The following is a 24,087-nucleotide window of genomic DNA, read 5'->3' on the forward strand; positions in this document are numbered from 1 at the left end:
CCGTGCTGCTCCTTGGCGCTGGAGTGCCGGGCCGGTGTCCCGGTGACAGTGCGAGGAGAGCGAGGAAGCAGATGCCCAAGGCGTACGTCTTCACGCGGTACGGCGGACCGGAGACCGAGGCGTTCGTGGACGTGGACCGGCCGAGTCCCGCACCGGGCCACCTTGTCGTGGCCGTCCGCGCGGCGGGCGTGAACCCCGTGGACTGGAAGCAGCGCGCGGGCTTCCGGCGCCCCGGAGAGAGCGACGAGCGCGTCTTCCCCGTCGTGTTCGGCAACGAGGTCTCCGGTGTCGTCGAGGAGGTCGGGGAGGGCGTGGCCGGATTCACCGTCGGCGACGAGGTCTTCGGTACCGCGGTGGCCGGGGGCTACACCGAGTACACGCTCGTGCCCGCCGCCATCGCCGCGCACAAGCCCGCGGAGCTGCCCCACACGGTGGCCGCCACCCTGCCCGTCGCCGCCGCGACCGCCTACGACGGCGTCCGCCAGCTCGACCTGCCCCCGGGCGCCACGCTGCTGGTGACCGGCGCGGGCGGGGGAGTCGGCGCGGCGGCCGTACAGATCGCCCGCGCCTTCGGTCTGGGCGTGGTCGGCGTGGCGAGCGAGGGCAAGAAGGACTTCGTCGAGTCGCTCGGCGCCGTCCACGTGCCCTCCGGACCGGACTGGGCGGAGCGGGCCCGGGCTACGGCACCGGACGCCGTCTACGACCTCGTGGGGGGTCAGGTGCTCGCCGAGGCGGCCGAGTTGCTCACCGACCGGACGAAGCTGATCACCGCCGGCGCCCCGGAGGAGGACGTGCGGCGGCTGGGCGGGGCGCGTGTGCGGCGGGGCCGCAACGCGGCCGTACTGGAGGAGGTCGCGCGGCTCGTGCTCAAGGGCGACCTGGACCCGCACATCACCGGGACGTTTCCCTTCGACAGGGCGGGCGACGCGCTGCGCACGGTCGAGGCAGGCCACGCGAGCGGCAAGACGGTCATCGAGGTCGCCCGATGACCGACCGAGCACCGCACGTCCTCGACAATCCGGCCCTCGCCTCCCTGACCGGCCCGCACGCGCACTTCGCGGAGAAACGCGGCCGGGTCCTGCGCTACCCGGTCGACGTCTCGCCGTGGCTGGCCCTGCCCGACGAGCCCGACGCCGGCGACTGGGCCGACCTCGCGGCCCTGGTCGGCGCCGGCGAGGAGGTCCCGCTGTCGGGATACGCGGGCCGGGTGCCCGAGGGCTGGGACGTCACCTTCCACATCGAGGGCGTGCAGTTCGTGGACGACGGTCTGGCCGCCGCACCCGACCCGGAGGCGGTCCGGCTCGGCCCCGCCGACGTGCCCGAGATGCTCGACCTGATCGCCCGCACCCGGCCAGGACCCTTCCTGCCCCGCACCATCGAGATGGGCACCTACCTGGGCATACGCCGGGACGGCGCTCTCGTCGCGATGGCGGGGGAGCGGCTGCACCCACCGGGCTGGACCGAGATCAGCGCGGTCTGCACCGACCCCGCCGTCCGCGGCCAGGGCCTGGCGACCCGGCTGATCCTCGCGGTCGCGCACGGCATACGGCAGCGCGGTGAGACGCCCTTCCTGCACACCGGTGCCGGCAACACCCGGGCCATCGGGCTCTACGAGTCCCTCGGCTTCCGGCTCCGGCGCACCACCGCGTTCCTCGCCGCACGGGTTCCCGAGCGGCTGCCGGAGGCGGTGTCCTAGGCGCCGTCGACCGGACCGGGCCAGGCGTTGTAGCGCACGAGGTACCCGGCGAACCGCTCCAGGTCCTCCGGCGACCACTGAGCGAGCCGCTCGCCGACGGCCGCACGGCGGCTGACGGTGACCTGGCCCAGGATGCGCCGGCCGGCCCCGGTCAGATGCAGCACCTGGACCCGGTGGTCCTCCGGGTCCTGGCGCCGCTCGATGAGACCGGCCCGCTCCAGAGCGCCGACCTGGCGGCTCACCGTGGACTTGTCCAGGGCGTAGTGGGCGGCCAGGTCGGTGGCGCGGCAGCCGTCGCGCTCCTCCAGATGCCCGAGGAGCGTGTACGACACCAGCGACAGCTCGGGATGCAGGCGGCCCGCCGAGGCGCGGGCCCGTCGTGCGAAGACCGTCATCTCGCGCTGGATCGTCTCCACGGCCGTTGCCGTATCCATCGGACCTCCCTCACGTACTGGTTGCAGAGTACAACTCGGGGCGCCCTGGGGTAGGGTGGCCGTCCGGCCGAGAGAGGTCCCGGCCGTGAGGTACCGAGGAGGTGAGACCCATCAACGCTGTGTCGGATCGGGTGCTCTCTCCCCGTATCGGCGCGGATCACCGCCTTTGAGGCCCAGGTGACCGCGGGAGCGCCCTTCGGTTCTCGAAAGGCTCCCGGCTTCCATGCCCTCACTCTCACCCCGCTTCGCTTCCCCTGACGCCGTCGTCGCCGCCCTGCGCGCCGCGGGCTGTGTCTTCGCCGAGGACGAGGCCCGGCTGATCCTCGCCGCCGCCCGTACCCCGGACGAACTGGCCGACATGGTCGACCGCAGGGTCGTCGGCCACCCCCTCGAACTCGTCGTCGGCTGGGCCGAGTTCCGGGGACTGCGGGTCACCGTGGCCCCCGGCGTCTTCGTGCCGCGCCGCCGCACCGAGTTCCTCGTCGACCAGGCCCTCGCCCTGGTGCCGGACGCCTCCGTCGTCGTGGACCTGTGCTGCGGCTCGGGTGCGGTCGGCGCCGCGCTCGCCGCCGCCCTGGGGCCGGTCGAGCTGCACGCCGCCGACATCGACCCGGCCGCGGTGGACTGCGCCCGCCGCAACACCGCCGACGCGGGCGGCCGGGTCCACACCGGCGACCTCTTCGAGGCACTCCCCGCCGACCTGCGCGGCCGCGTCGACATCCTCGCGGCCAACGTCCCCTACGTCCCCACCGAAGAGGTCGCCCTCCTCCCCACCGAGGCCCGCGATCACGAACCCCTCGTCGCCCTCGACGGCGGCACGGACGGCCTGGACGTCCTGCGCCGGGTCGCCGCCGAGGCCCCTCGGTGGCTCGCCCCCGGCGGCTGCCTCCTCGTCGAGACCAGCGAACGCCAGGCCGCCGCCGCCCTCGACGCCTTCAGCCGCAGTGGTCTGACGTCCCGCCTGGCGGTCTCGGAGGAGCTGTACGCCCACGTCGTCACCGGCACCAGGGGGTAGCTCAGCCATTGCGCGTGGGCGAGGAAGCGTGCCTTCTTCTCGCGATTTACCACACGTGTTCATTTCCCACCGAAGGAAGCGCGGCCGCCATTTCCGGCTGCCCTCGGACCTCCAGCAGCAGGTTTCCGGCCGCCGACCGGGGCTACTCGGCGCGGATCGATCGCTGTCGGGTGGCGAGGGATCCTGGGGCGCCCCGCCAAAGCCGGAGGTTGTTTGACGATGGTGGATTTAGCGGTACTGCCGGGCTACATCGCGGTGATCCTGCTCTTTCTCGCTCCGCCCGGACCTGATATGGCCTACATGCTCGCGGTGGGTCTTGAAGGTGGTCGACTGTCCGCGCTGAAAGCCATCCTCGGTATCGGGACGGGCATGAGCTTCTATGCCGCCGCCGTCGTTGCCGGGATGGGGGAGGTCGCCCGATCGCACCCGTCGGTGCTTGACGCGGTGAGGATACTGGGTGCCGTTTATCTGCTGTGGTTGGCGTACGTGACGATGCGAAACGCGCGCCGTGCGATCAACGGGCACGGAACCATCGTGAAAGGTGGGTGGTATCTGCGGGGGGTGTTGGTCAGTCTGACGAATCCGAAAATTATCCTCTTTTACCTCGCAGTGCTCCCCCAATTCCTGGGGAGTGCCGGGAATCCCGAATTGCAGATGGCTGTTCTCGGTTTGATCAACGTCCTTATGGAGGTGATTCTTTACGGATGTGTCGGAGTGTTGTCGGGGTTTTTCCAGACACGACTCACCGGCTCCATGAAAGCGACGGCCGTGCTGAATTATGCCGCGTGCACCGTCTATGTCGTGCTGGCGACGGCGATCACTGTCGAGATCCTCCTTGCCGGACCGAGCTCTTAGGCCCAGCTGAATCGAGGGCGTACGTCCCTCACGTCACCGGTGTCTGCACCCGTGCGATCAGCAGCGCCACGTCATCGGAGTTGTCCGGCTGGTGCAGGGTGCGCAGCAGCAGGTCGCAGACCTCCTCCAGCGGTCCGTCGGGGCTGTCGAGGAGGTCGAGGAGCGCGTCCAGACGTTCGTCGAGCGGATGCTGTCGGGTCTCGACTAGACCGTCCGTGTACAGCACGAGCCGGTCGCCGGGTGCCAGGTCGACGGTGGTCGTGGAGAAGGCGACACCGCCCACGCCCAGCGGCGCCCCCGTGGGCAGTTCGAGCAGTTCGGGCGGACGGCCGGGGCGCAGCCGTACCGGGGGCAGATGGCCTGCGTTGGCGATCCGGCACTGTCCGAGCCGCGGATCGTGCACGGCGTACACGCAGGTGGCGATGGAGTGGTCCAGGTCCTCGGTGATCCGGTCGAGGTGTTCGAGGAGCCGGGCCGGGTCGAGGTCGAGGGAGGCCAGGGTGTTCGTCGCGGTGCGCAGCCGGCCCATGGTCGCGGCGGCGTTGATGCCGCTGCCCATCACATCGCCCACGACCAGCGCGGTCTTGCCCCCGTCCAGCGGGATCACGTCGAACCAGTCGCCGCCGACCTCCGCGGTGGCGCCCGCGGGCTGGTAGCGGGAGGCGACCTCCAGGCCGCCGGTCACGGAGGGGTGGCTGGGCAGCAGGCTGCGCTGGAGGGTGAGGGCGGTGTTGCGGGCGTCCTGGTACCAGCGGGCGTTGTCGATCTGCACCGCCGCCCGGGCCGCCAGCTCCCGCGCCAGCAGCAGGTCGTCCTCGCCGAACGGCTCCGGATTGTGGACGCGCTTGAGGTCGAGGGCGCCGAGCACCTCGCCGCGCGCGATCAGCGGCACCGCCAGATACGAGTGCACTCCGGCCCTGGCCAGCAGGGCGGCCGCCTCCGGTGAGCGGGCGATGCGGGCGAGGTCCTCCGGCCCGACCTGCGCCACCAGGACCGGGCTGCCCGTGCGCACGCACTCGGTGACCAGGCGTTCGGGGGCGTACCGGGCGACCTGCCCGGGCGGATCGGCGGCGCCCAGCGCTTCCGGGGCGCCGGCCGCGTCGACGGCCAGCGGGCGCATCACGGCGGGCTCGGTGGGCCGCAGGGTGCTCGGTCTGCCCTGGACCACCGCCTCCAGCAGGTCCACGGCCGCGACGTCCGCGAGCTCGGGCACGGCCACGTCGGCCAGCTCACGCGCGGTGCGGTCCAGATCGAGCGTGGTGCCGATACGGGCGGAGGCGTCGGCGACGAGCGCGAGGCGGCGCCGGGCCGTCTCGGCCTCCACGGTCGCCAGATGCTGCTCGGTGACGTCCAGGACCGAGCCCGCCACCCCGAGGACGGTCCCCAGCGCGTCCTCCAGGCGGTACAGCGAGACCGACCAGGCGTGGTCCGAGTCGGGATCCGCGGGCGTACGGCCGACCGTGTGCTGGTCGACCAGCGGCTTGCCGGTCCGCAACACCTCCCGGGCGGCGGCCTCGAAGGCGGCCACGTCGAGATGCGGCAGCACCTCGCCGATCTTCCGCCCGACGTGTTCCTCGGCCGGCACGCCGTTCAGCAGCTCCAGCGCCGGGTTCACCGAGACGTACCGCAGCTCGGTGTCCAGGACCGCCAGCCCGATCGGGGACTGGGAGACCATCCGGGTCGACAGTGCCACGTCCCGCTCCAGGCGGCGCACGGTCGACTGGTCCGCGCACAGCCCGAGCGCGTAGACGTCGCCGTGGTCGTCCAGCAGCCGCATGTTGCGGAACTCCACCAGCCTGGTGCCGCCGTCCTTGCGCCGGACGGGGAACGCGCCGGCCCAGCTCTGGCCGGTCTCCATGACGTCCGCGAACAGCTTGACGACCAGGTCGGCGTGCTGCTCGTGGATCATCAGATGGGCGGCGTACTGCCCCAGCGCCTCCTGCGCGCTGTAGCCGAACAGTTCCTCCGCCTGCGGGCTCCACAGCACGATGCGTCCCCCGGCGTCCAGCACCACCGAGGCCATGCCCAACTCGTCGAGCAGCCCGCTCGGCCGTACGGCCCCGCGCACTGGCTCTCCGCCCTCGGACGCGGGTATTCCGGCTGCACCCATTGCACGAACCGCCTTAGACCGTCCTCGCGGCACGCCGTACCCCCGTGCCGACTCCCCTTGTTCTACCGCGTTCAACCGTCTCCGTGACCACGCGGTCGTGTTCTTCCACCATCCCTCAACACGAGGGGGCGCGTCCGGTGAAGTGCGCCGGGGTGACGAAGGCCGCTTGTTCATTCGATTGGCCTGTACATGACTGCCGTGGGGGCGCCAGACTGTGCGCCGACCCATCTCACCCCCGCTCCAGGAGCCTCAGGAGTCATCCATGCCCCTGCGCGCCAGACAGCGTTGTCACGCGCTCCTCGCCGCCCTCGTCACCCTCACCGCGACGGCCCTCCTGGCCGCCGCGCCGGCCTCCGCCGCGGACACCTGGACCGAGGCCGGTTCCGACCGCGCCGACCCGCTCACCGAGAGCCAGGGCCTCACCTCGGTCGAGGTCCCGGCCGGATCCGCCAACCGGTACACCGGCATCGGCACCATCCCGTTCGGCGTCTCCGTCCGCGGCTGGAACCACGTGGGCGACCCCGACGCCTCCTACGACGGTCACTACATCGAGCCCTACCAGGCCGACTCCGGCACCGCGAAGATGTACCGCGTGCAGGCGCCGAACGGGACCTGGTCCGAGTACGTCCACACGCTCGGCCCGGGCGAGGCGCTCAACAACTCCTGGGTCGCGGTCTCGCCCGACGGGCAGTGGATGCTCTCCGGTGAGTGGGGCACCATGACCCGCTTCCTGGTCTTCCCCACGCCCGGCGTCAACACGAGCACCTCTCCCTCGGCGAACCTCCCGCAGGCGGCCACCGTCACCCTCGACCACGCCGTCCGGGACGTACAGGGCTGCGACTTCCTGAGCGCCACCCAGCTGCTGTGCTCCTCCGACGACCCGGCGGGCACGCTCTTCGGCTACACCAAGCCGCTTCTCCAGGTCGGCCTGTCCGCCGCCCCGACCGGCTCGGCGAACGTCACCGGGCATGTCACGGCACTGCGCCAACTGCCCCTGCGCAGCTCCTGTTCCGGCTCGTTCGAGGCGGAGGGCATCGACTACGACCGCCGTACCGGGACCCTGCGCGTGATCGTCGTCTCCCCCGGCTTCTGTGTGCTGACGGACAGCAAGACCTACCGCTTCACCAGGAGTTGAGCCCCTGACGGGCAGGTGCCGGCCCCCGAAGAAATGGGGGTCGGCACCGATGGCGGGGCCCGGGGGCCGGATGCGACGGTGGCACGAACACCCACCACAGCAAGGGAGACCCCGCATCCATCCCCGTGAGACACAACCCCCTGAGACACAGCACGCACGTCCTTCCGCGCCGCCGGGGGAGGTGACCCGTGGGGCACGCTGACACCCTGCTCGCCATGGGCGGCGCCTTCCTGGCGGCCGCGTTCCTCGCCCGCCTCGGCGGCCGCATCGGACTGCCGACCATCCCGCTGTTCATGCTCGCCGGCATCCTGCTCGGTCCGCACACCCCCGGCCTGGTCCTGGTCGAGGACCCGCACGACTTCGAGATGCTCTCCGCGCTCGGCCTGGTGCTGCTGCTGTTCTACCTGGGCCTGGAGTTCCACGTCGACGACCTGCGCACCGGCGGCAGGCGCCTGCTCGCGGCGGGCGGCATCTACCTCGCGGCGAACGTCGGCGCCGGACTCGGCTTCGGGTTCGCGCTGGGCTGGGGGAGCCGGGAGGCGCTGGTGCTCGCCGGGGTCCTCGGCATCTCCTCGTCCGCGATCGTCACCAAGATCCTCATCGACCTGGGGCGGATCGGCCGTCCCGAGACCCGGCTGATCCTCGGCGTGATCGTGGTGGAGGACATCTTCCTCGCGCTCTACCTCGCGGCCCTCCAGCCGGTCATCGGCGGCGCGAGCGGACCGCTGGAGGTGCTCCTCCAGGCGGGCAAGGCCTTCGGGTTCCTGCTGGTGCTGGCCGCCGCCGCCCGGTACGGGACCCGCTGGATCGGCCGACTGGTCCAGGTCCGGGACGACGAACTCCTGGTCATCAGCTTCCTCGGCGCCGCCGTGCTCGTCGCCGGAGTCTCCGAGGTGCTCGGTGTCGCGGACGCCATCGGCGCGTTCATGGTGGGCCTGATCCTGGCCGGCACACCCTCAGGACCCCGCATCCGCCGACTGGTGCACCCGCTGCGCGACGCCTTCGCCGCGATCTTCTTCTTCGCCTTCGGGCTGTCCATCGACCCCGGAGTCGTCACGTCCGTCGCCGGACCCGTCGCCGCGGCGGCCGCCGTGACCGTCGTGATGAACGTCGTCGCCGGCCTGCTCGTCGCCCGCCTCTACGGCTACGGCGCCCAGCCCGCCGCCGACATCGCCACGACCCTCGTGGCCCGCGGCGAATTCGCCCTGATCCTCGGCGCGATGGCGGCCGGCGCGGGGCTCGACGCGCGACTGGCGCCGTTCATCGCCGGGTATGTCCTTGTCCTGGCCGTTCTCGGCCCCGTGGCCGCGGGGCGGGCCCATCTGCTGGCCCGGGTGCTGGGTTCACGTCGTGCCCGGGAGCGGAAGGACGACACCGCACCGGCGCCGGTCCCCGTCGCCGTGGGGGCGGACGCCGAACGGTAGGGGCCGTGTGAAGGAGGAGTCATGCGCCAGCCCGACGACGAACACCTGGTCGAACTCGCGGCACGGCTGGAGCGTGACGACCCACGGTTCGTCCGCGCGCTGGGGTCGGGCCGCCCCGCCCGGCCCCGCGAGTACCGGCGCACCGGAGCCTGGGGGACCCTCACCCTCGCCCTGTCCCTCCTGGCCGCGGGCACGGCTCTGCCCGCGGGGATCCTCGTGGCCGCGGGCCTGGTGCTCGCCGGAATCGCCGTCCCCCTGTTCGACCCGCACCGGGACCGCCCGCCGCGCTGACACCGCCGCCGGTAGTGCTCCGGGAAAGGTGGTGCTTTTCTGGGGGTGTGGCGCGGCTCGCGGGGAACCCGGCGGTCCGGTCATCGCCACGAGAGGAGCGACCACGATGGATCGTGAGCAGGCACACGAGGAGTCCGTCTCCCTGGAGATCAGCGGATGCAGCGCGGAGGACGCGCGGATCGTCTTCGACACGCTGTCCGCGTGCTTCGAGTCCGACCGGGGTGCGGACGACGTGCCGCAGCAGTTGCACGAGACGCGGCCGATGGTGTGGATGGGGACGTTCGAAGTGACCGAGGCGCGCTCCTGCCCGCCGCCCGCGCCGCTGTCCTCCTCCGTCGAGGCGGATGCGCAGGGCGGTTACTGGGCCATCGAGAAGCTGCGGACGACATTGGACTCGATGTTCACGGTGCGGGACCTTTCGTCCGCGTCGGGGGATCAGGAGCGGGAGCTGCATGTGCGGCTGGAGAGCCGCTGACGGATTGCCGGGTTCTTACGAGGCCGTGGTGGCCGGTCGCGCCCCGAGGGATGCGACCGGCCACCACTGCGTGATCAGCCCTGCCGCACCGGCACCACCGCTGTCTGGGCGACCTTGACGTCGGCCATCACCTGGGCCGCCGACGTGGCTCGGATCACCCTTCCCCTGTTGTGCAACTAGTTGCACAAACGCGTCGCGGTCCTCTACAACAGAGAGGCACGAGACCGCGACGGAGGGGCCCGATGAGCCGTTACCCGCACCTGCTGAACCCGCTCGACCTGGGCTTCACCACCCTGCCCAACCGCGTGCTGATGGGATCCATGCACGTCGGCCTGGAAGAGGCCGAGCGCGGCTTCGAGCGCATGGCCGCCTTCTACGCGGAGCGGGCGCGCGGGGGAGTGGGCCTGATCGTCACCGGCGGCATCGCGCCCAACGACGAGGGGCGGCCCTATGAGGGCGGCGCCAAGCTCACCACCGACGCGGAGGCCGACCAGCACCGGACCATCACCGAGGCCGTGCACCGCGAGGGCGGCCGGATCGCGATGCAGATCCTGCACTTCGGCCGGTACGCCTACCACCGCGACCTCGTCGCCCCGAGCCCCCTCCAGGCGCCGATCAGCCCCTTCGTGCCCCGCGAACTCACCGACGCCGAGGTCGAGCGGACCATCGACGACTACGCCCGCACCGCCCGCCTCGCCCGGCAGGCCGGCTACGACGGCGTCGAGATCATGGGCTCCGAGGGCTACCTCATCAACGAGTTCATCGCCGCTCAGACCAACCGGCGCACCGACCGCTGGGGCGGCTCGTACGAGAACCGCACGCGCTTCCCCGTGGAGATCGTGCGCCGGGTGCGCGAGGCCGTCGGCGAGGACTTCATCATCGTCTACCGGCTGTCCATGCTGGACCTCGTCCCGGGCGGCTCCACGCTCGACGAGGTGATCACCCTCGCCAAAGCCGTCGAGGCCGCCGGGGCCACCATCATCAACACCGGCATCGGCTGGCACGAGGCCCGCATCCCCACCATCGCGACCTCCGTCCCGCGCGGCGCCTACACCTGGGTGACCAAGCGGCTCATGGGCCAGGTGTCGGTCCCGCTCGTGACCACCAACCGCATCAACACCCCCGAACTGGCCGAGGAGTTGCTCGCCGACGGGTACGCGGACATGGTGTCGATGGCCCGCCCGATGCTCGCCGACCCGGAGTTCGTGAACAAGGCGGCCGAGGGGCGTCCCGAGGCCATCAACACCTGCATCGGCTGCAACCAGGCCTGCCTCGACCACACCTTCAGCGGGAAGATCACCTCCTGCCTGGTCAACCCGCGCGCCTGCCACGAGACCGAGCTGGTGCTCTCCCCGACCCGGCTGAAGAAGCGCGTCGCGGTCGTCGGAGCCGGTCCCGCGGGTCTCGCCTGCGCGGTCTCCGCCGCCGAACGCGGCCACGACGTCACCCTGTTCGACGCCGCGAGCGACATCGGCGGCCAGCTCAACGTCGCCCGCCGGGTCCCCGGCAAGCAGGAGTTCGACGAGACGATCCGCTACTTCCGCCACCAGCTCGACGCCCACGGCGTGGACGTACGGCTCAACACCCCTGTGTCCGCAGCCGACTTGGACGCCTACGACGAGGTCGTCGTCGCCACCGGTGTCACCCCGCGCACCCCCGACATCCCCGGCGTCGACCACCCGAGCGTGGTCGGCTACCTCGACGTGCTGCGCGACGGCGCCCCCGTCGGTGACCGGGTCGCGATCCTCGGCGCCGGGGGCATCGGCTTCGACGTCGCCGAGTTCCTCACCGACGGCGGCGACAAGGCGAGCGAGGACCCGGCCACGTACTTCCGCCAGTGGGGCGTCGACATGGACTACATGGCCCCCGGCGGACTCGCGGCCCCCGAACGCCCCGCCCCGCCGCGCACCGTGCACCTCCTCCAGCGCAAGAGCAGCAAGGTCGGCGCCGGGCTCGGCAAGACCACCGGCTGGATCCACCGCACCGAGCTCAAGCACCGGGGCGTCACCATGGTCCCGGGCGTGCGCTACGACCGTGTCGACGACGCCGGACTGCACATCACCGTCGGCGAGGAGAGCACCGTCCTTCAGGTCGACACCGTCGTGCTGTGCACCGGGCAGGAACCGCGCCGGGACCTGTACGAGGAGCTCGTCGCCGCGGGCCGCAGCGCGCACCTGATCGGCGGAGCCGACGTGGCCGCCGAGCTGGACGCCAAGCGCGCCATCAAGCAGGGCACCGAGGTCGCGGCGGCTCTCTAGACGAACAGGCGCCGTCCCTAGGATGACCACATGTCACTCCCGCACGCGATCCTCACCGCACTGCTCGAAAGGCCGTCGGCGGGGCTGGACCTGACCCGCCGGTTCGACAAGTCGATCGGCTACTTCTGGTCGGCCTCGCACCAGCAGATCTATCGCGAGCTGGGAAAACTGGAGGCCGAGGGCCACATCCGGGCCATTCCGGCCGCCCAGCCGACCCGCGGGCAGAAGAAGAGCTACGAGGTCCTGCCCGCGGGCCGCGCCGAACTCGAACGCTGGACGGCCGCCGCGCAGGACCCCAAGCCGCACCGGGACACACTCCTGCTGCGGCTGCGCGCGGCGGCCGTCGTCGGCACGGCGGGCCTGGAAGCCGACCTGCGCCGCCATCTCGACCTGCACCGGCGGCAGTTGGCCGAGTACGAGGAGATCGAGAAGCGCGACTTCCCACCCGGCGTCGACAGCGCGCAGGCCCGGCTCCAGCACCTGGTCCTGCGCGCGGGCATCGAACTGGAGACCTTCTGGACGCAGTGGCTCACGGAGGCGCTGGAGGAGTTCGCCGAACTCCCGGACCGCTGAAGGCTTTCAGAGGCGGTACGGGCGCGAACGGCGACGCAGGAACCACGCCGCGGCCACCGCGCCGACCGCCACCAGCCCGCCGCCGGCCACCAGTGTCAGGGTGCCGTAGTCCTCGCTGGCGCCACCCAGGCCGCCCATGACACCGCGGGACGGGGAAGCCGTGGCCGTCGCCGAGATGGTGGGCGTGGCGGACCCCGAGACGATGATCGACTGGGTGCCCGCCGTGCTGTTGTTGTAGGCGCACATCACGATGACGGTGTACGTCCCGGGGCTCACGTTCGACCAGGCCGCGGACTGCAGCGAGGTGGTGCCCGACAGGGCCACCTGACGGCCCTGGCTGAAGTTCGCCTGACTGCTGGTCAGGAGCGAGGCGGTGCCCCAACCGCCGGTGGTGGCGGTGCGGGAGCAGGCCGTGGTCGTCACGGAGACCGTGGATCCGGAGGTGCTCACGGAGATCCCGGGCCCCGCGGCGGCCGGCCCGGCGGTCAGGGCGAGCGGCAGCGCGGCGACGGCCGCGACGGTCAGGCCGGAGCGGAGAAGTAGCTGTTCAGTGCGCATGGACTGCCCTCCGGCGGCACGGTTGGCGGTACATCCGTGGCACCGCCGAGGTGGGGGAAGCCCGTGCTGCCTCAGGGACAGCCAACGTGCCCCGTGCCCGGCCCGCACGCGGGGCTGCGCCGGACAGGTGACTGACTGCCCGTCCGACGGTGCGGACGCGAACGGCCGTCAGGGGCGAGCCGCGGCGCCCGTCGTCACCGACCGCTCCGCCGACAGCCCACCCCAGGTGCCGTCGGACAGCCGCGCCCGGATCCGCACCCGGTGCCTCTCCCCGGCCTCGCGTCCCAGATAGAAGCTGTACGTCGTCCTCCCGCGCGGAGGCGTCCCGCCGAACACGAGCGAGGTGGCAGCCCTGCCGTCGAGGTGGACCTGGTACTCCGTGACGACCCCGTCCGTCCGGGGCGGCATCCAGGACAGGTCGAGGTGGTACGTGCCGTCGGCCTCCCGCCGGGTGGTCGCACGGAACTCCGTCGGTGCCGTGTCCCGGCCGTCGTCGCCGCCCGGTGTCGTCAGGCGGACGGCGTTCCCGGCCGGCGAGAGGTTGTCGGCCGCGTCCCGGGCCCGGACGGTGAAGGAGTAACGGGTGCCCGGACGCAGCCCGGTGACCACGGCCGCCGTCTGTGCGCCACCCACACTGTGGATCTTCGTGCTCCCTTGATGGATGTCGTACGACACCACGTCCCGGTCGTCCGTCGAGGCGGCCCAGCTCAACTGGACGGCCCGGCTGCCCACCGCTCGGCCCCGCAGTTCGCCGGGGCGGGTCGGGGCCGAGCGGTCCGCCGCCGTGGCCGCCGGAGTCGTCGCCCGCACCTCACGGCTGGGCGGGCCGAGGCGCCCCTCGGTGTCCCGGGCCCGCACGGTGAAGACATACGGGGTGGCGGGCTTGAGCCTGGTGACATCCACCATGTGCTGTGAACCCGGCACGTCCTGCACCTTTGTGGGGCCGTGATATACCTCGTAGCGCTCGATCCCCGCGCCGACGGCGTTCCACATGACGTGCACACTGGTCGCGCTGCCCGCGGCGGCGGTGACGCCCACCGGGGCGGCGGGCAGCCCGCCGCTCTCGGTGTCGTCCGGCCCGGCCCACCCGCACGAACCGACGAGGACGAGCGCGGCGCAGAGGCACAGGGACGCGGGCACACCTCGCACGTCTCCCCCTCCCGGGACAACGCCACGGCAATGGTCCGGACCAATATGGCGCCGGTCGCCTGCCCGCGGCAAGAGGGCGGACCGTGTGGGGCGCGCCCGGGAGGGTTACGTATGCTGAGGACCCTCACGGCCGAACTCTCCACGAGGGAAACGGAGTTCGTGCCGGTGGCGCGGACCGCTGTCGTCGCTGTCCCCGCGCCGTACGGGTGGCCGGGTGGCCGGGGTTCGTCGAGGGCTCGGGCCCCCGGCCCCTGCCCCGTCCGGCCCTCTGCGGTGGCCGCTCGGCTGAAGCGGCATCAGATTGGGCTGAGTGTCCGTCAATGCCCCCGAGGAGAGGGTCCCTCATCGTGCGTGTCCAGTCGCTGACGCTGGCCGCGGCAAGCGCCGCTCTGCTCGCCCCCACGGCGCCCCCCGCCACTGAACACGCCGTCGCCCGGACGGAGTCGGCGGTGCGGCGCGAGGGGCGGGTCGCGGCCGCCGACCTGCTGGCCAGGGTGCGCGAGTGCGAGTCCGTCTCACGCGGCCGCTACCGCAGTGACGACGGCAGGGCCGCGACCATCCCGGTCTGCGGCACCCGGGAGGCCGTCTTCTGGAAGGCCGACATGGACATCGACTGCGACGGCCGGCCGGGCAGCCGCTGCAACCGCCGCACCGACCCGCTGTTCTCCGACGCCACCGCCTTCCAGCAGTCCGACGGCCGCTACCTGAGCGCCGAAACCCTGCCCTACATCGTGGTGCCGGCCCCGAGCCGGATCTGGGACCACCGCGCCCACGGCGTGCGCGGCGGCGCGGTCGCGGCCGTCGTGTACGGGGACCGGGTGCAGTACGCCGTGGTCGGGGACGTGGGGCCGGGCCACATCATCGGCGAGGCGTCCTACGCCACCGCGAAGGCCCTCGGGATCCGTCCCGACCCGCGCGGGGGCGGCACGCCCTCCGGCGTCACCTACATCGTCTTCAGGAACACGCAGGTGCAGCCGATCGAGGACCATGCCGCCGCCGTCGCCACGGGGGAGCGACTGGCCGCACTGTTCGTCCAGGGGAAATGAGCCCGCCGCAGCCCGGCCGTCGTGCCGGGCGGGGTCACACCTTCCGGTAGTCGTACGCCTCCGCTGCCGCCGCCTCCACCGCCGCGAGGTCCGCCCCGGTCGCGGCGGTGACGACCGCGGCCACCGCTCCCTCGACGAACGGGGCGTCCACCAGCCGTGTGCCCTCAGGGAGCTCGTCGCCCTCCGCCAGCAGCGCCTTGACGGTGAGCACCGCACTGCCGAGGTCGGTCAGGACGGCGACCCCGGCGCCCCGGTCCACGGCGGCGGCCGCGCCGGCGATCAGTTCCGCGCTCGTACCGAGCTCGCCGCCCTCCGTGCCCCCGGCCGCGGCGACGGGCACTTCCGTGCCACCGCCCGCGAGCCCCTTCGCCAGTTCCGCCACGGACGCGGCGACCGCCGCGCTGTGCGACACCAGCACGATTCCGACCAGCCTCCCGTCACTCACCCGCGGCCTCCGCGAGTGCGGCGATCAGCAGGGCGGCCGAGGTCGCGCCCGGATCCTGGTGCCCGACGCTGCGCTCGCCGAGATAACTCGCCCTGCCCTTGCGGGCCTGCAACGGCGTGGTGGCCAGGGCCCCTTGCTCGGCTGCCGTGCGGGCCGCGGCGAAGCCGGCACCGAGCGCGTCGACGGCCGGCACCAGGGTGTCGATCATGGTCTTGTCGCCCGGGGCGGCCCCGCCCAGCGTCATCACCGCCTCCACGCCCGCCCGCAGCGCCTCGGTGAGCTGTTCGGCACCGACCTCGCCGGCGTCCCCGAGCGCCTTGCCGGTCCGCCGCAGCAGAGTCCCGTACAGGGGCCCCGAAGCGCCGCCCACCGTCGAGATGAGCGTGCGGCCGGCGAGGACGAGGACCGCTCCCGGGCTGTCCGGGGCCTCCTTCTCCAGGGCCGCGGCCACCGCGGTGAACCCGCGCTGGAGGTTGCTGCCGTGGTCGGCGTCCCCGATGGGGGAGTCGAGGGCGGTGAGGCGTTCCGCCTCACGGTCGACCAAGGCGGCGGTCGCCGTCATCCAACGGCGGAAGAAGTCGGCGTCGAGCACTGGATCTCCTTGCGTGGTCGGTACGTTGATCGCTTGCTCACACTCCCCAGCGCAGCCCCGGCGTCCGCACCGGCGCGTCCCACAGGCGCAGCAGGTCCTCGTCCACCTGGCACAGGGTGACCGAGGCGCCGGCCATGTCGAGCGAGGTGACGTAGTTGCCGACCAGGGTGCGGGCGACGGCGACCCCGCGGTCGGCGAGCACCCGGTGCACCTCGGCGTTGAAGCCGTACAGCTCCAGCAGCGGGGTGGCGCCCATGCCGTTGACCAGGACGAGCACGGGGTTGCGCGGGCTCATGTCGTCCAGGATCGCGTGCACCGAGAAGTCGGCGATCTCCCGTGAGGTCATCATCGCCCGCCGCTCCCGGCCGGGCTCGCCGTGGATGCCGACGCCCAGTTCCAGCTCTCCGGCCGGCAGATCGAAGGTCGGGCTGCCCTTGGCCGGCGTGCTGCACGCGCTCAGCGCGACGCCGAAACTCCGGGAGTTCTCATTCACCTGCCGGGCGATCGCCTCCACCCGCTCCAGCGGCTGCCCCTCCTCCGCCGCGGCGCCCGCGATCTTCTCCACGAACAGCGTGGCGCCGGTGCCCCGCCGGCCGGCCGTGTAGAGGCTGTCGGTCACCGCCACGTCATCGTTGACCAGGACCTTCGCGACCTGGATGCCCTCGTCCTCGGCGAGTTCGGCCGCCATGTCGAAGTTGAGCACGTCACCGGTGTAGTTCTTCACGATGAACAGCACACCGGCCCCGCTGTCCACGGCGGCCGCCGCCCGCACCATCTGATCGGGCACCGGGGAGGTGAACACCTCGCCCGGGCAGGCCGCCGAGAGCATGCCGGGTCCGACGAAGCCGCCGTGCAGCGGCTCGTGCCCGGAGCCACCGCCGGAGATCAGGGCGACCTTCCCGGCGACGGGGGCGTCCCGCCGTACGATCACCCGGTTCTCGACGTCCACGGTCAATTCAGGATGGGCGGCCGCCATGCCGCGCAGGGCGTCCGCGACCACGGTTTCCGGAACGTTGATCAACATCTTCATGGGTACCTCCGGGTGGGACGACGGGTGGGCTCGTGCTCTGCGTTCTAACAGTTCAGGCCTTGTGTGGCCAGTAGGCGATCTTGGCGGTCCGCGGCGGCCGGAAGCGGAAGCGCCCCTGTCGGCAGTATCGACCTTGCGGCAGTGAAGGTCACGTGCGCGGGGGGTACCTGGGCGTGCCCGGCCCTCGGACCGCCGAAGCCGCAGGTGGCGCGTCGACGGTCCGAGGGTCGCGTCGACCGTGCCGGGAGCCGCTCCCGGGCGGCCCCTGGGGATCTCCGGGCGCACGAGCAGGGTGGCGCGGTGCACGCAGTGCCTCGCGGACGGGCAGGCGTCCGTTCGTGGCGGCGTCAGGGCTCCGGTCTCGTCCTACAGCTCGATCCGTGTCTCCCCGCACGATCTTGCTCGCCCCCGCACCGAGGACGGGTGCGGTGAGTACCGCAGGGCCGTCACGCCGTGAGCAGGGCCCGGCCCAGCCAGTCGGTGGAGTCGCGGACTCCGGGCAGGGCGAAGAAGTAGCCGCCGCCGGTCGGGGAGATGTAGTCGACCAGGGGCTCGTCGATCAGACGGGTCTGGGTGGCCTCGAACTGCCGCTTCACGTCCTGCTGGTAGCAGCAGAAGACCAGGCCCATGTCCAGGTTGCCGACGGCGTCGATGCCGCGGTCGTAGTTGTAACCCCGGCGCAGGATACGGGAGTTGTCGGTCGCGGTGGTGCGCGGATTGGCGAGGCGGATGTGCGCGTCGAGGGGGATGGCGGTGCCGTGCGGGTCCTTGGCGTAGTGCGGGACGTCGGTCTCCCTGGAGCCGTCGAGCGGGGCGCCGGTGTCCTTGCGACGGCCGAACATCAGCTCCTGCTCGGACAGCGAGACCCGGTCCCAGAACTCGACGAGCATCCGGATGACGCGGATGACCTGGTAGCTGCCGCCGTGTGCCCAGCCCGGCTCGCCCTGGCCGTCGCCCACCCACACCAGCCGGTTCATCTCCCGGGCCGACGTCACGTCCGGATTGGCGATGCCGTCCTTGAAACCGAGCAGGTTGCGCTGGGCGCCGCTGGGGCGGGGGGCGTTCTGGAAGCCGTCGATCCGCCACTTGATCTGCAGGGCGCCCCGGGTGTGCTTGGCGATGTCACGCAGCGCGTGCAGCACGGTGTCCTGACGGGCGGCGCAGAGCTGGAGGGACAGATCGCCGTGGCAGGCGGCCGGGTCCAGGTTGTCGTTGGGGAAGGTCCGCATCGGGGTGAGCCGGCGCGGCTTCGCCTTCGCGAGGCCGTAGCGGTCGTCGAAGAGCGAGGCTCCGACGCCCACGGTGACGGTGAGGGCGTCGGCGGGGACGTCCGGGCCGAGGATGCCGTTGTCGGAGGGCGGGGCGCCGACGCCGAGGTCGGTGGGGACGCCGCCGGTGGTGAGGAACCGGGCGCGCGCGGTCAACGTCCGCAGAAGTTCCGCCAGTTGCGCGCGGTCGTCGGCGATGACATCGAAGGAGACGAAGGTGGCCGCGGCCGGCGCGGGGGTGAGGATGCCCGCCTGGTGGACGCCGTGGAAGGGCACCTTCGTGGCACCGGAGGCGTCCGCGGCCCGCGCCTCGGCCGTGCCGCCGCTCGCGCTCAGGGCGAAGGCGCCGCCGGCCAGTGCGGCGCCCGCGGCCGAGGCGCCGAGGGCCGTTCGCACGAAGGAGCGGCGGCCGGCGCCCGCGGGACAGCCTGATGCTTCGGTCGACGGCATGGGGTGGTTCCCTCCGGAATGCTCGTGCGTGTGCTCGTGGTCGTCGCTCTTCACGCGGACTTCCTGATCTCCAGCAGGTCCGGCACCGGCGCGAGGTCCTCCAGGAGCTGTCCGGTGGCCCCGTCCAGCCGGGCCCGCGCGGTCGTGTCGAGTCGGTCGACCGGGGTCCAGGTCCCGCCGTGGTGCGCGGAGTCGAGGAGCTTCTGGAACCGGGCGATGTCCGTGTCGACGGTGGGCAGCAGACGTGGAGCGCGGCTGGTCAGCAACGGCCGCAGGACGGTGAGGAGTTCGCGGGTGCCGGTGAGGTTGGCGTCGGCGGTGGCGAGCTCGGTGCCGCTGCCCTGGTCGGCGTCGCCGGTCAGTTCGAACTGGAGGGTGTTCTCCAGGATCTCGTGGGCGCGCAGCGGCAGGTCGCCGGGATCGAAGTCCTGGGTGGGGAACGCCTTGCGCAGTCCGGTGGCGTCGGCGGCGAGTTGCCGGGCGGGCGCGGCCAGGTCACTCGCGGACTCGCCGTGCCACAGTCCGTACTCGATCCGGTGGAAGCCGGAGAAGTCCTTGTCGTGCACTCCGCCGGGCAGTCCGTCGGGCCTGCCGTTGATCTTCTGGTCGTAGTCCTGGAAGGTGCCGTAGGCGGCGCCGAGCGAGGCGTAGGTGCGGTGCGCGGCCAGCCAGTCGGTGCGGGCCGCCACGAGACGGCCGGCCCCGACGTCGTCACTGAGCCGTCGGGTCTGCGTGACGAGGGTGGCCAGGCCCCGCTCGACGTAGGCCTTGTACGACCTGAGCGGCGCGGCCAGATCGGCGGCGGAGACCGGGACGACCGCCGCCGCGGTCCCACCGGCGCCCGCGACCCGGACCGCGCGGGAGGTGACCGCCTTGCCGCTGCTGGGCACACAGCGCCAGGCGTACGTGCCGCCGGTGACGGTCGCGGCCAGATCGCGGGTGGTGCCGGGGGCGAGGCCCTCGACCTCGCCGTAGACCGCGCCGGTGCCCGGGTCGATGAGGTACACCTCGGACGTCTTGTCGCCGGTGTTGTGCATCCGGAAGGTGCGGCGGCCGGGCTTCGGCGCGGTGAAGCCCTTGCCGCAGTCCGTCCCGGACACGGCCACGGTCTGGGCGTCGGCGGGCCGCGAACCGCCGAGGGCGACGGCCGCTCCCGCCAGCACCGCGGGTACGGCGACGACCGCGACCGGCACCACCCAGGAGGGGCGACGCCGAAGGGGCACCGGCCGGACCGGCTTCGCCTCCCGCGTCCTCGGCACCGGCCCCGCCTCCCGGGCCGGCGGGGCGGGTGCCGTCGGCCGGGTCGGCGCGCCGCGCAGGAACAGCGGCATCACGACCGCGAGATAGCCCGCGTACCCGGCCACCTGGAGCCAGGTCATGGTCGGCGTCAGGTTCAGCACGCCCTGTACGAGGGTGCTGTACCAGGCTCCCGCGTCGACGCTGCCGCCGAGATCGACGGCGTACGACGTCCCGCCGGGCAGTACCCCGCCCTCCTGGAGGTCGCGCAACCCGTACCCGAGCACACCCGCCGCGATGACGATGAGGACGGCGCCGGTGGCGGTGAAGAACCTGGTCAGGTTGATGTGCAGCACGCGGCGGTACAGCCCCCAGCACAGGCCCGCCGCGAGCACCAGGCCGATGGCGGCACCGGTCAGAGGGCCGGCGGACTCGCCCGCCGCGCGGGCCGTGGTCCACAGGAACAGCGCGGTCTCCAGGCCCTCGCGGCCCACCGCCAGGAAGGAGGTGACGATCAGCATGCCCGCGCCCATGCCCAGCGCGCCGGTGATCTTCTCCCGGATCTCGCCGGAGAACGTGCGCGCCGAGCGGCGCATCCAGAACACCATCGCGGTGACGAACCCGACGGCCACGACGCTGAGGGCACCGCCGAACGCCTCCTGGGCGGTCGCGGACAGGGACGCGGCCGTGAAGGTCAGCACGGCGCCGAAACTCAGGGCGAGGGAGATCGCGGCCAGGACGCCCGTCCACACCTGCGGCAGCCGGGACCGGGCGCCGGACCGCACCAGCGTGGCGATGAGCACGGAGACGATCAGCCCGGCCTCCAGGCCCTCCCTCAGTCCGATGAGGAAGCTCGGAAACGCGTCGTCCCACATGGGTGCTGCGACCCTTCCTGACAGCCGTTCAAGGCCCGCCGCGTCGCTGGTTAGCGTAGGCACGCCTTACTTACGCCGACCATCATGAGTGCAGGTAGGCAGCTATCCGGTCATGGATCAGCAGTTATCCGGTCATCTCCGTGCAACGGGGTAGCAAAGATCGTCATCAGGGGGGCGCGGGTCGGCTCGGGTCGTGCCGTGAGCGGGAGGCGTGACGTCGGTGGGCCGGTCGAAGCCTGTCGCCGCGGGTGCCGTCCAGGCGCCTTGTGCGCCGAGGAGGTGTGAGGCTCCCGCGGCGACCGCGCCGTCGCCCGTCACCCCCGCAGTGGATTGGCGCGGGCCGCGGCCAGGAGGTACCAGGCGGTGGCGCCGGTGTGCCGGTACGGGTAGTAGCCGAACCCGAAACCGGTGTCGAGCGGGCTGCTCGCCGAGACGACCCCGGAGCGGGCGGGGAGGACCGTGCCGCCGACGGTCTGGGCGGCGCCGAGGTGGTCCTGGGCGCGTTCGATCGAGCCGAGCAGGCGGCGGGCGCGCATCTCGTCGCCGGCGTGTCCCCGGTGGCGCAGCGCGAGCGCGAGGTGCGCGGTGCCCTCGAACCAGACGCCGTTGCGGTCCGGCCTGGGCTGGCCGTCGGCGATGGGAGCGCCCTCGTCCGCCAGCAGGCTCGCGGAGCTGAAGGTGACGCCCTCATAGGACTGACCGGAGGGAACGGTGCTGTTGGGGCGGTCGGCCGTGTCCCGTACGGCCAGCTCGGTCGCGGCCCAGTCGAGGGAGCGGGAGTGGGCCCGGGAGGCGAGGGCGAGGTGGGTCCAGGTCTGGGTGTCCTCCGGGACCGGGGACCTGTTGATCGTGACGCCGTCGTTGGTGCCGGTGTAGAAGAAGCCCCCCGACGGCTCCCACATCTTCTCGACGAAGGCCCTGGCACGCGCCCGGCGCTCCCGCCAGACCCGGTCCCCGGTCAGCCGGGCGAGCCGCCCGAACAGACCGACCAGGTCGGTGTTGTGCTCGGTCGAGGTGAACGGCAGTTTCTGGTCGGCCCCGTCGACGCCGAACTTGTAGCCGCCGAGCGGCTCGTCGGTCCGTCCCACCCGTTCGATCCACTCACCGATGCGCACCGCGCCGGTGAGGAAGCGCCGCTCACCGGTCCGCCCGGCGAGCGCGGCGAGCGCGATGCCGGCCCACGCCATGTCGCCCACGGCGGTGCCGGTGAAGCCGAACTGCGTACCCACGTTGGCCGTGCCGTCCGCCTTGACGAACCCGTCCGGCTGCGGGGAGCCGTCGTAGAACGTGTACGGCCCGACGTTGTAGGCCTGCCGCAGTCGGCCGTCGTCGTACACGGGGTCGTGGGTCTGGGCGTACAGCAGCGCGTTACCGAGGGCCACGGCCCGCGACTCGCCCGCGGGGGAGGTGAGGTGGGCCAGGATCGCGAGGGCGTTGTCGTAGGTGAACGCCGTGCTGAACAGGCCCGCCTGGTCCGTGTAGCTCTGGGTGAGCCGGATCGTGCCGTGGTCCGGGTAGGCGTCCATGGCGGCGGCCAGGAAGGCCCGCGCGCGACGGGGCGCGGAGGTCGCGGGTGTGGCCTGAGCCGCCGCTTTGTCCGCCGCCTGGGCCGTGCCGGTGGCGCTGCCGGTCGCGGCGAGGGCCGCGATGCCGAGGCCGGTCCCGATGAGCGTGCGGCGGCTGAGGGGTGGGCGGGGGCTTCCGGTCATGGGTCTCCTCGGGAGGTGCGGGCCGGGTGTCCGAGAGCGCCTCAGGGTGTCTGAGAGCGCTCTCAAAGGGGCGGCATCATTCTGCTGGCGGGCCGGAGGCGGGTCAACGGCTGGGAGGGGAGCAGTAGTTGGGGTGCTGGGGCTGCGAGGTGTGGTCGGCTCTGTCTTGAGGTGGGTCGGGTGCGCTCGGCACGGCAGGGGGAGCGGGGCGAGTTCACGGGGTCCGCTCGTCTGCGGTCTGCGGTCTGCGGTCTGCGGTCTGCGGTCGCCGGTCGCCGGTCGCCGGTCGCCGGTCTGCGGCTGTCGGCCCGCGACCTGGGGCCGGCGGCGGGATCGGGGGCGGCGGGACCGGGGCGGCAGGTCTCTCCGGGCGCTCGGGCGTGGGCGGGTGCCGACTCCGGGAACTGTCTTACGCCGGGCCCGAAGGGATCAGCCTGCCGTGGGCGATGAGGGACGCGGCCTGCTTCAGGCGGCGGACGCGGATGCTGACGCTGTAGGCGTCGATTCCGGGGACGGCCGCCACGCGTGTCGTGAGGTAGCGGTAGAAGTCCTCCGCGTCACGGCAGTTGGCGACCACCATGATGTTGTGGTCGCCGCTCATGGCGCCGGCGAAGGCCACCTCGTCGTGGCCGGACAACTCCTCGCCGACGCGGTGGAGACGGCTCGGGGCCACCCGCAACCAGAGCGTGGCGTTGAGGTGGTGGCCCAGACGCTCGGGGAGCAGATCGATGTCGTAGGAGAGGGCGCCCGAGGACTCCAGGGCGTCGAGCCGTCGGGCGACGCGCGCTTTCGACCAGCCGGTGAGTTCGGCGAGCCGGGTGTGGGTGGTCCGTCCGTCCTCGGCGAGGGCGTCGAGCAGCGGGGCGTCCGCGGCGGTGGGCGGCTGGGCGGGGCCGGTGGGCGCGGGGGGCCGGTCCGCGGTGAGCCGAGCCACCTGGTCGGGGGTGAGATGGCCGCCGTATGCGGACCATTCGGACGTGCCCGCCGTGCCGAAGGGGTGGATCAGCAGGTCGATGCTGACGTCCAGCACGGAGGCCGCCTTGGGCAGTTGCCGCAGCAGGATGTCCTCGCGGGGGGCGTCGAACGGCGCGTGGATCATGCAGATGATCTCCGAGCCGCCGGAGGCGAGGCCCACGTACGCGATGTCGGGCCGGCGGGTGAGGGCGTCCGCGAGCGGGGTGACACGGTCGGGGCGGCAGCGGATGCGCGTGATCCAGCGGGCCAGGCCGTGCACCTCCGGGTTGATCAGGCCCACCACCCGCATGATCCCCTCGCGGCGCAGGGCCTGGTAGCGGCGGGCGGCGGTCTGCTCCGACACCTCGGCGACCTCGCCGAGGAGCCGGAAGGAGGCGCGGGGGTAGTAGTGCAGCGCGCGGAGGATTTTTCTGTCGGTCTCGTCGAGCATGAGGGAAGTCTGACAGTACGGGGAGCCAGTGTGGATGTTTGTGCCCGCTTCGGGCTGT

22 protein-coding genes are annotated in these 24,087 nt (G+C 72.5%); 11 read left to right on the forward strand and 11 right to left on the reverse strand.

Translation table 11 applies throughout. The features are described from left to right. Positions 1-71 precede the first annotated feature (71 nt). Both ABZ098_RS17665 and ABZ098_RS17670 read left to right on the forward strand, forming a co-directional pair. A complete protein-coding gene (locus tag ABZ098_RS17665) occupies positions 72-989 on the forward strand; it encodes an NADP-dependent oxidoreductase (RefSeq protein ID WP_356591978.1) in 918 nt (305 codons plus the stop codon). Continuing rightward, on the forward strand, positions 986-1,696 hold the full coding sequence (locus ABZ098_RS17670; protein ID WP_356591980.1) for a GNAT family N-acetyltransferase: 711 nt from the start codon (positions 986-988) through the stop codon (positions 1,694-1,696). Before ABZ098_RS17665 ends, ABZ098_RS17670 begins: the two co-directional genes overlap by 4 nt. Here the strand turns inward: ABZ098_RS17670 and ABZ098_RS17675 are convergent. Next, positions 1,693-2,130, reverse strand: coding sequence for a MarR family winged helix-turn-helix transcriptional regulator (locus tag ABZ098_RS17675; protein WP_356591982.1), 438 nt, complete (start codon positions 2,128-2,130; stop codon positions 1,693-1,695). The two genes, ABZ098_RS17670 and ABZ098_RS17675, sit on opposite strands and share 4 nt — an antisense overlap. Before the next feature lie 223 nt (positions 2,131-2,353). On the opposite strand from ABZ098_RS17675, the gene ABZ098_RS17680 reads away from it, so the two are divergent. Both ABZ098_RS17680 and ABZ098_RS17685 read left to right on the forward strand, forming a co-directional pair. Further along, the gene (locus ABZ098_RS17680) at positions 2,354-3,145 is read left to right on the forward strand and encodes a putative protein N(5)-glutamine methyltransferase (RefSeq protein ID WP_356591984.1); all 792 of its coding nucleotides are present in this window, start codon (positions 2,354-2,356) and stop codon (positions 3,143-3,145) included. A 219-nt stretch (positions 3,146-3,364) separates the two neighbouring features. Then, complete coding sequence (locus ABZ098_RS17685; protein ID WP_356592343.1) at positions 3,365-4,000, forward strand: LysE family translocator; 636 nt, start codon at positions 3,365-3,367, stop codon at positions 3,998-4,000. Between the two features lie 28 nt (positions 4,001-4,028). Here ABZ098_RS17685 and ABZ098_RS17690 read toward each other — a convergent pair whose 3' ends face one another. Beyond that, on the reverse strand, positions 4,029-6,110 hold the full coding sequence (locus ABZ098_RS17690; protein WP_356591985.1) for a SpoIIE family protein phosphatase: 2,082 nt from the start codon (positions 6,108-6,110) through the stop codon (positions 4,029-4,031). Between the two features lie 262 nt (positions 6,111-6,372). On the opposite strand from ABZ098_RS17690, the gene ABZ098_RS17695 reads away from it, so the two are divergent. The 6 genes from ABZ098_RS17695 (at position 6,373) to ABZ098_RS17720 (ending at position 12,266) form a co-directional block, all read left to right on the forward strand. Continuing rightward, a complete protein-coding gene (locus tag ABZ098_RS17695; RefSeq protein WP_356591987.1) occupies positions 6,373-7,245 on the forward strand; it encodes a hypothetical protein in 873 nt (290 codons plus the stop codon). A 188-nt stretch (positions 7,246-7,433) separates the two neighbouring features. Continuing rightward, the gene (locus ABZ098_RS17700) at positions 7,434-8,669 is read left to right on the forward strand and encodes a cation:proton antiporter (RefSeq protein ID WP_356591989.1); all 1,236 of its coding nucleotides are present in this window, start codon (positions 7,434-7,436) and stop codon (positions 8,667-8,669) included. A 21-nt stretch (positions 8,670-8,690) separates the two neighbouring features. Then, positions 8,691-8,960, forward strand: a complete 270-nt coding sequence (locus ABZ098_RS17705; protein WP_356591991.1) for a DUF3040 domain-containing protein — start codon at positions 8,691-8,693, stop codon at positions 8,958-8,960. A 106-nt stretch (positions 8,961-9,066) separates the two neighbouring features. Further along, a complete protein-coding gene (locus ABZ098_RS17710) occupies positions 9,067-9,435 on the forward strand; it encodes a hypothetical protein (protein WP_356591993.1) in 369 nt (122 codons plus the stop codon). A gap of 242 nt (positions 9,436-9,677) precedes the next feature. Then, complete coding sequence (locus tag ABZ098_RS17715) at positions 9,678-11,693, forward strand: NADPH-dependent 2,4-dienoyl-CoA reductase (protein ID WP_356591995.1); 2,016 nt, start codon at positions 9,678-9,680, stop codon at positions 11,691-11,693. Between the two features lie 30 nt (positions 11,694-11,723). Continuing rightward, positions 11,724-12,266, forward strand: a complete 543-nt coding sequence (locus ABZ098_RS17720) for a PadR family transcriptional regulator (RefSeq protein ID WP_356591997.1) — start codon at positions 11,724-11,726, stop codon at positions 12,264-12,266. Between the two features lie 6 nt (positions 12,267-12,272). Here the strand turns inward: ABZ098_RS17720 and ABZ098_RS17725 are convergent, their stop codons facing one another. Continuing rightward, positions 12,273-12,824, reverse strand: coding sequence for a hypothetical protein (locus ABZ098_RS17725; RefSeq protein ID WP_356591999.1), 552 nt, complete (start codon positions 12,822-12,824; stop codon positions 12,273-12,275). 168 nt (positions 12,825-12,992) lie between these two features. Beyond that, a complete protein-coding gene (locus ABZ098_RS17730; protein ID WP_356592001.1) occupies positions 12,993-13,973 on the reverse strand; it encodes a fibronectin type III domain-containing protein in 981 nt (326 codons plus the stop codon). A 347-nt stretch (positions 13,974-14,320) separates the two neighbouring features. On the opposite strand from ABZ098_RS17730, the gene ABZ098_RS17735 reads away from it, so the two are divergent. Beyond that, entirely contained in the window at positions 14,321-15,019 is a 699-nt protein-coding gene (locus ABZ098_RS17735; protein ID WP_356592003.1) for a glycoside hydrolase family 75 protein, read from the forward strand. Between the two features lie 34 nt (positions 15,020-15,053). Here the strand turns inward: ABZ098_RS17735 and ABZ098_RS17740 are convergent, their stop codons facing one another. The 7 genes from ABZ098_RS17740 to ABZ098_RS17770 all read right to left on the reverse strand — a co-directional run bounded on the left by ABZ098_RS17740 (position 15,054) and on the right by ABZ098_RS17770 (position 24,029). Next, the gene (locus ABZ098_RS17740; protein WP_356592005.1) at positions 15,054-15,464 is read right to left on the reverse strand and encodes a PTS fructose transporter subunit IIA; all 411 of its coding nucleotides are present in this window, start codon (positions 15,462-15,464) and stop codon (positions 15,054-15,056) included. Next, positions 15,457-16,056: a dihydroxyacetone kinase subunit DhaL gene (gene dhaL / locus ABZ098_RS17745; RefSeq protein ID WP_356592007.1), complete on the reverse strand. Its 600-nt coding sequence runs from the start codon at positions 16,054-16,056 to the stop codon at positions 15,457-15,459. The genes ABZ098_RS17740 and dhaL overlap by 8 nt, the downstream gene beginning before the upstream one ends. Positions 16,057-16,093: 37 nt before the next feature. Beyond that, entirely contained in the window at positions 16,094-17,086 is a 993-nt protein-coding gene (dhaK, locus tag ABZ098_RS17750; RefSeq protein WP_356592009.1) for a dihydroxyacetone kinase subunit DhaK, read from the reverse strand. Positions 17,087-17,532: 446 nt separating this feature from the next. Then, the gene (gene efeB, locus ABZ098_RS17755; RefSeq protein ID WP_356592011.1) at positions 17,533-18,804 is read right to left on the reverse strand and encodes an iron uptake transporter deferrochelatase/peroxidase subunit; all 1,272 of its coding nucleotides are present in this window, start codon (positions 18,802-18,804) and stop codon (positions 17,533-17,535) included. Positions 18,805-18,854: 50 nt separating this feature from the next. Next, positions 18,855-20,915, reverse strand: coding sequence for an iron uptake transporter permease EfeU (gene efeU / locus ABZ098_RS17760; RefSeq protein ID WP_356592013.1), 2,061 nt, complete (start codon positions 20,913-20,915; stop codon positions 18,855-18,857). A gap of 314 nt (positions 20,916-21,229) precedes the next feature. Further along, complete coding sequence (locus tag ABZ098_RS17765) at positions 21,230-22,624, reverse strand: Tat pathway signal sequence domain protein (RefSeq protein WP_356592015.1); 1,395 nt, start codon at positions 22,622-22,624, stop codon at positions 21,230-21,232. Positions 22,625-23,033: 409 nt separating this feature from the next. Beyond that, positions 23,034-24,029 (reverse strand): Lrp/AsnC family transcriptional regulator, encoded by a 996-nt coding sequence (locus ABZ098_RS17770; protein ID WP_356592017.1) that lies wholly within the window; start codon positions 24,027-24,029, stop codon positions 23,034-23,036. Positions 24,030-24,087 lie beyond the last annotated feature (58 nt).

Source organism: Streptomyces sp. NPDC006335, assembly GCF_040612795.1.
Taxonomy (GTDB): Bacteria; Actinomycetota; Actinomycetes; order Streptomycetales; family Streptomycetaceae; genus Streptomyces.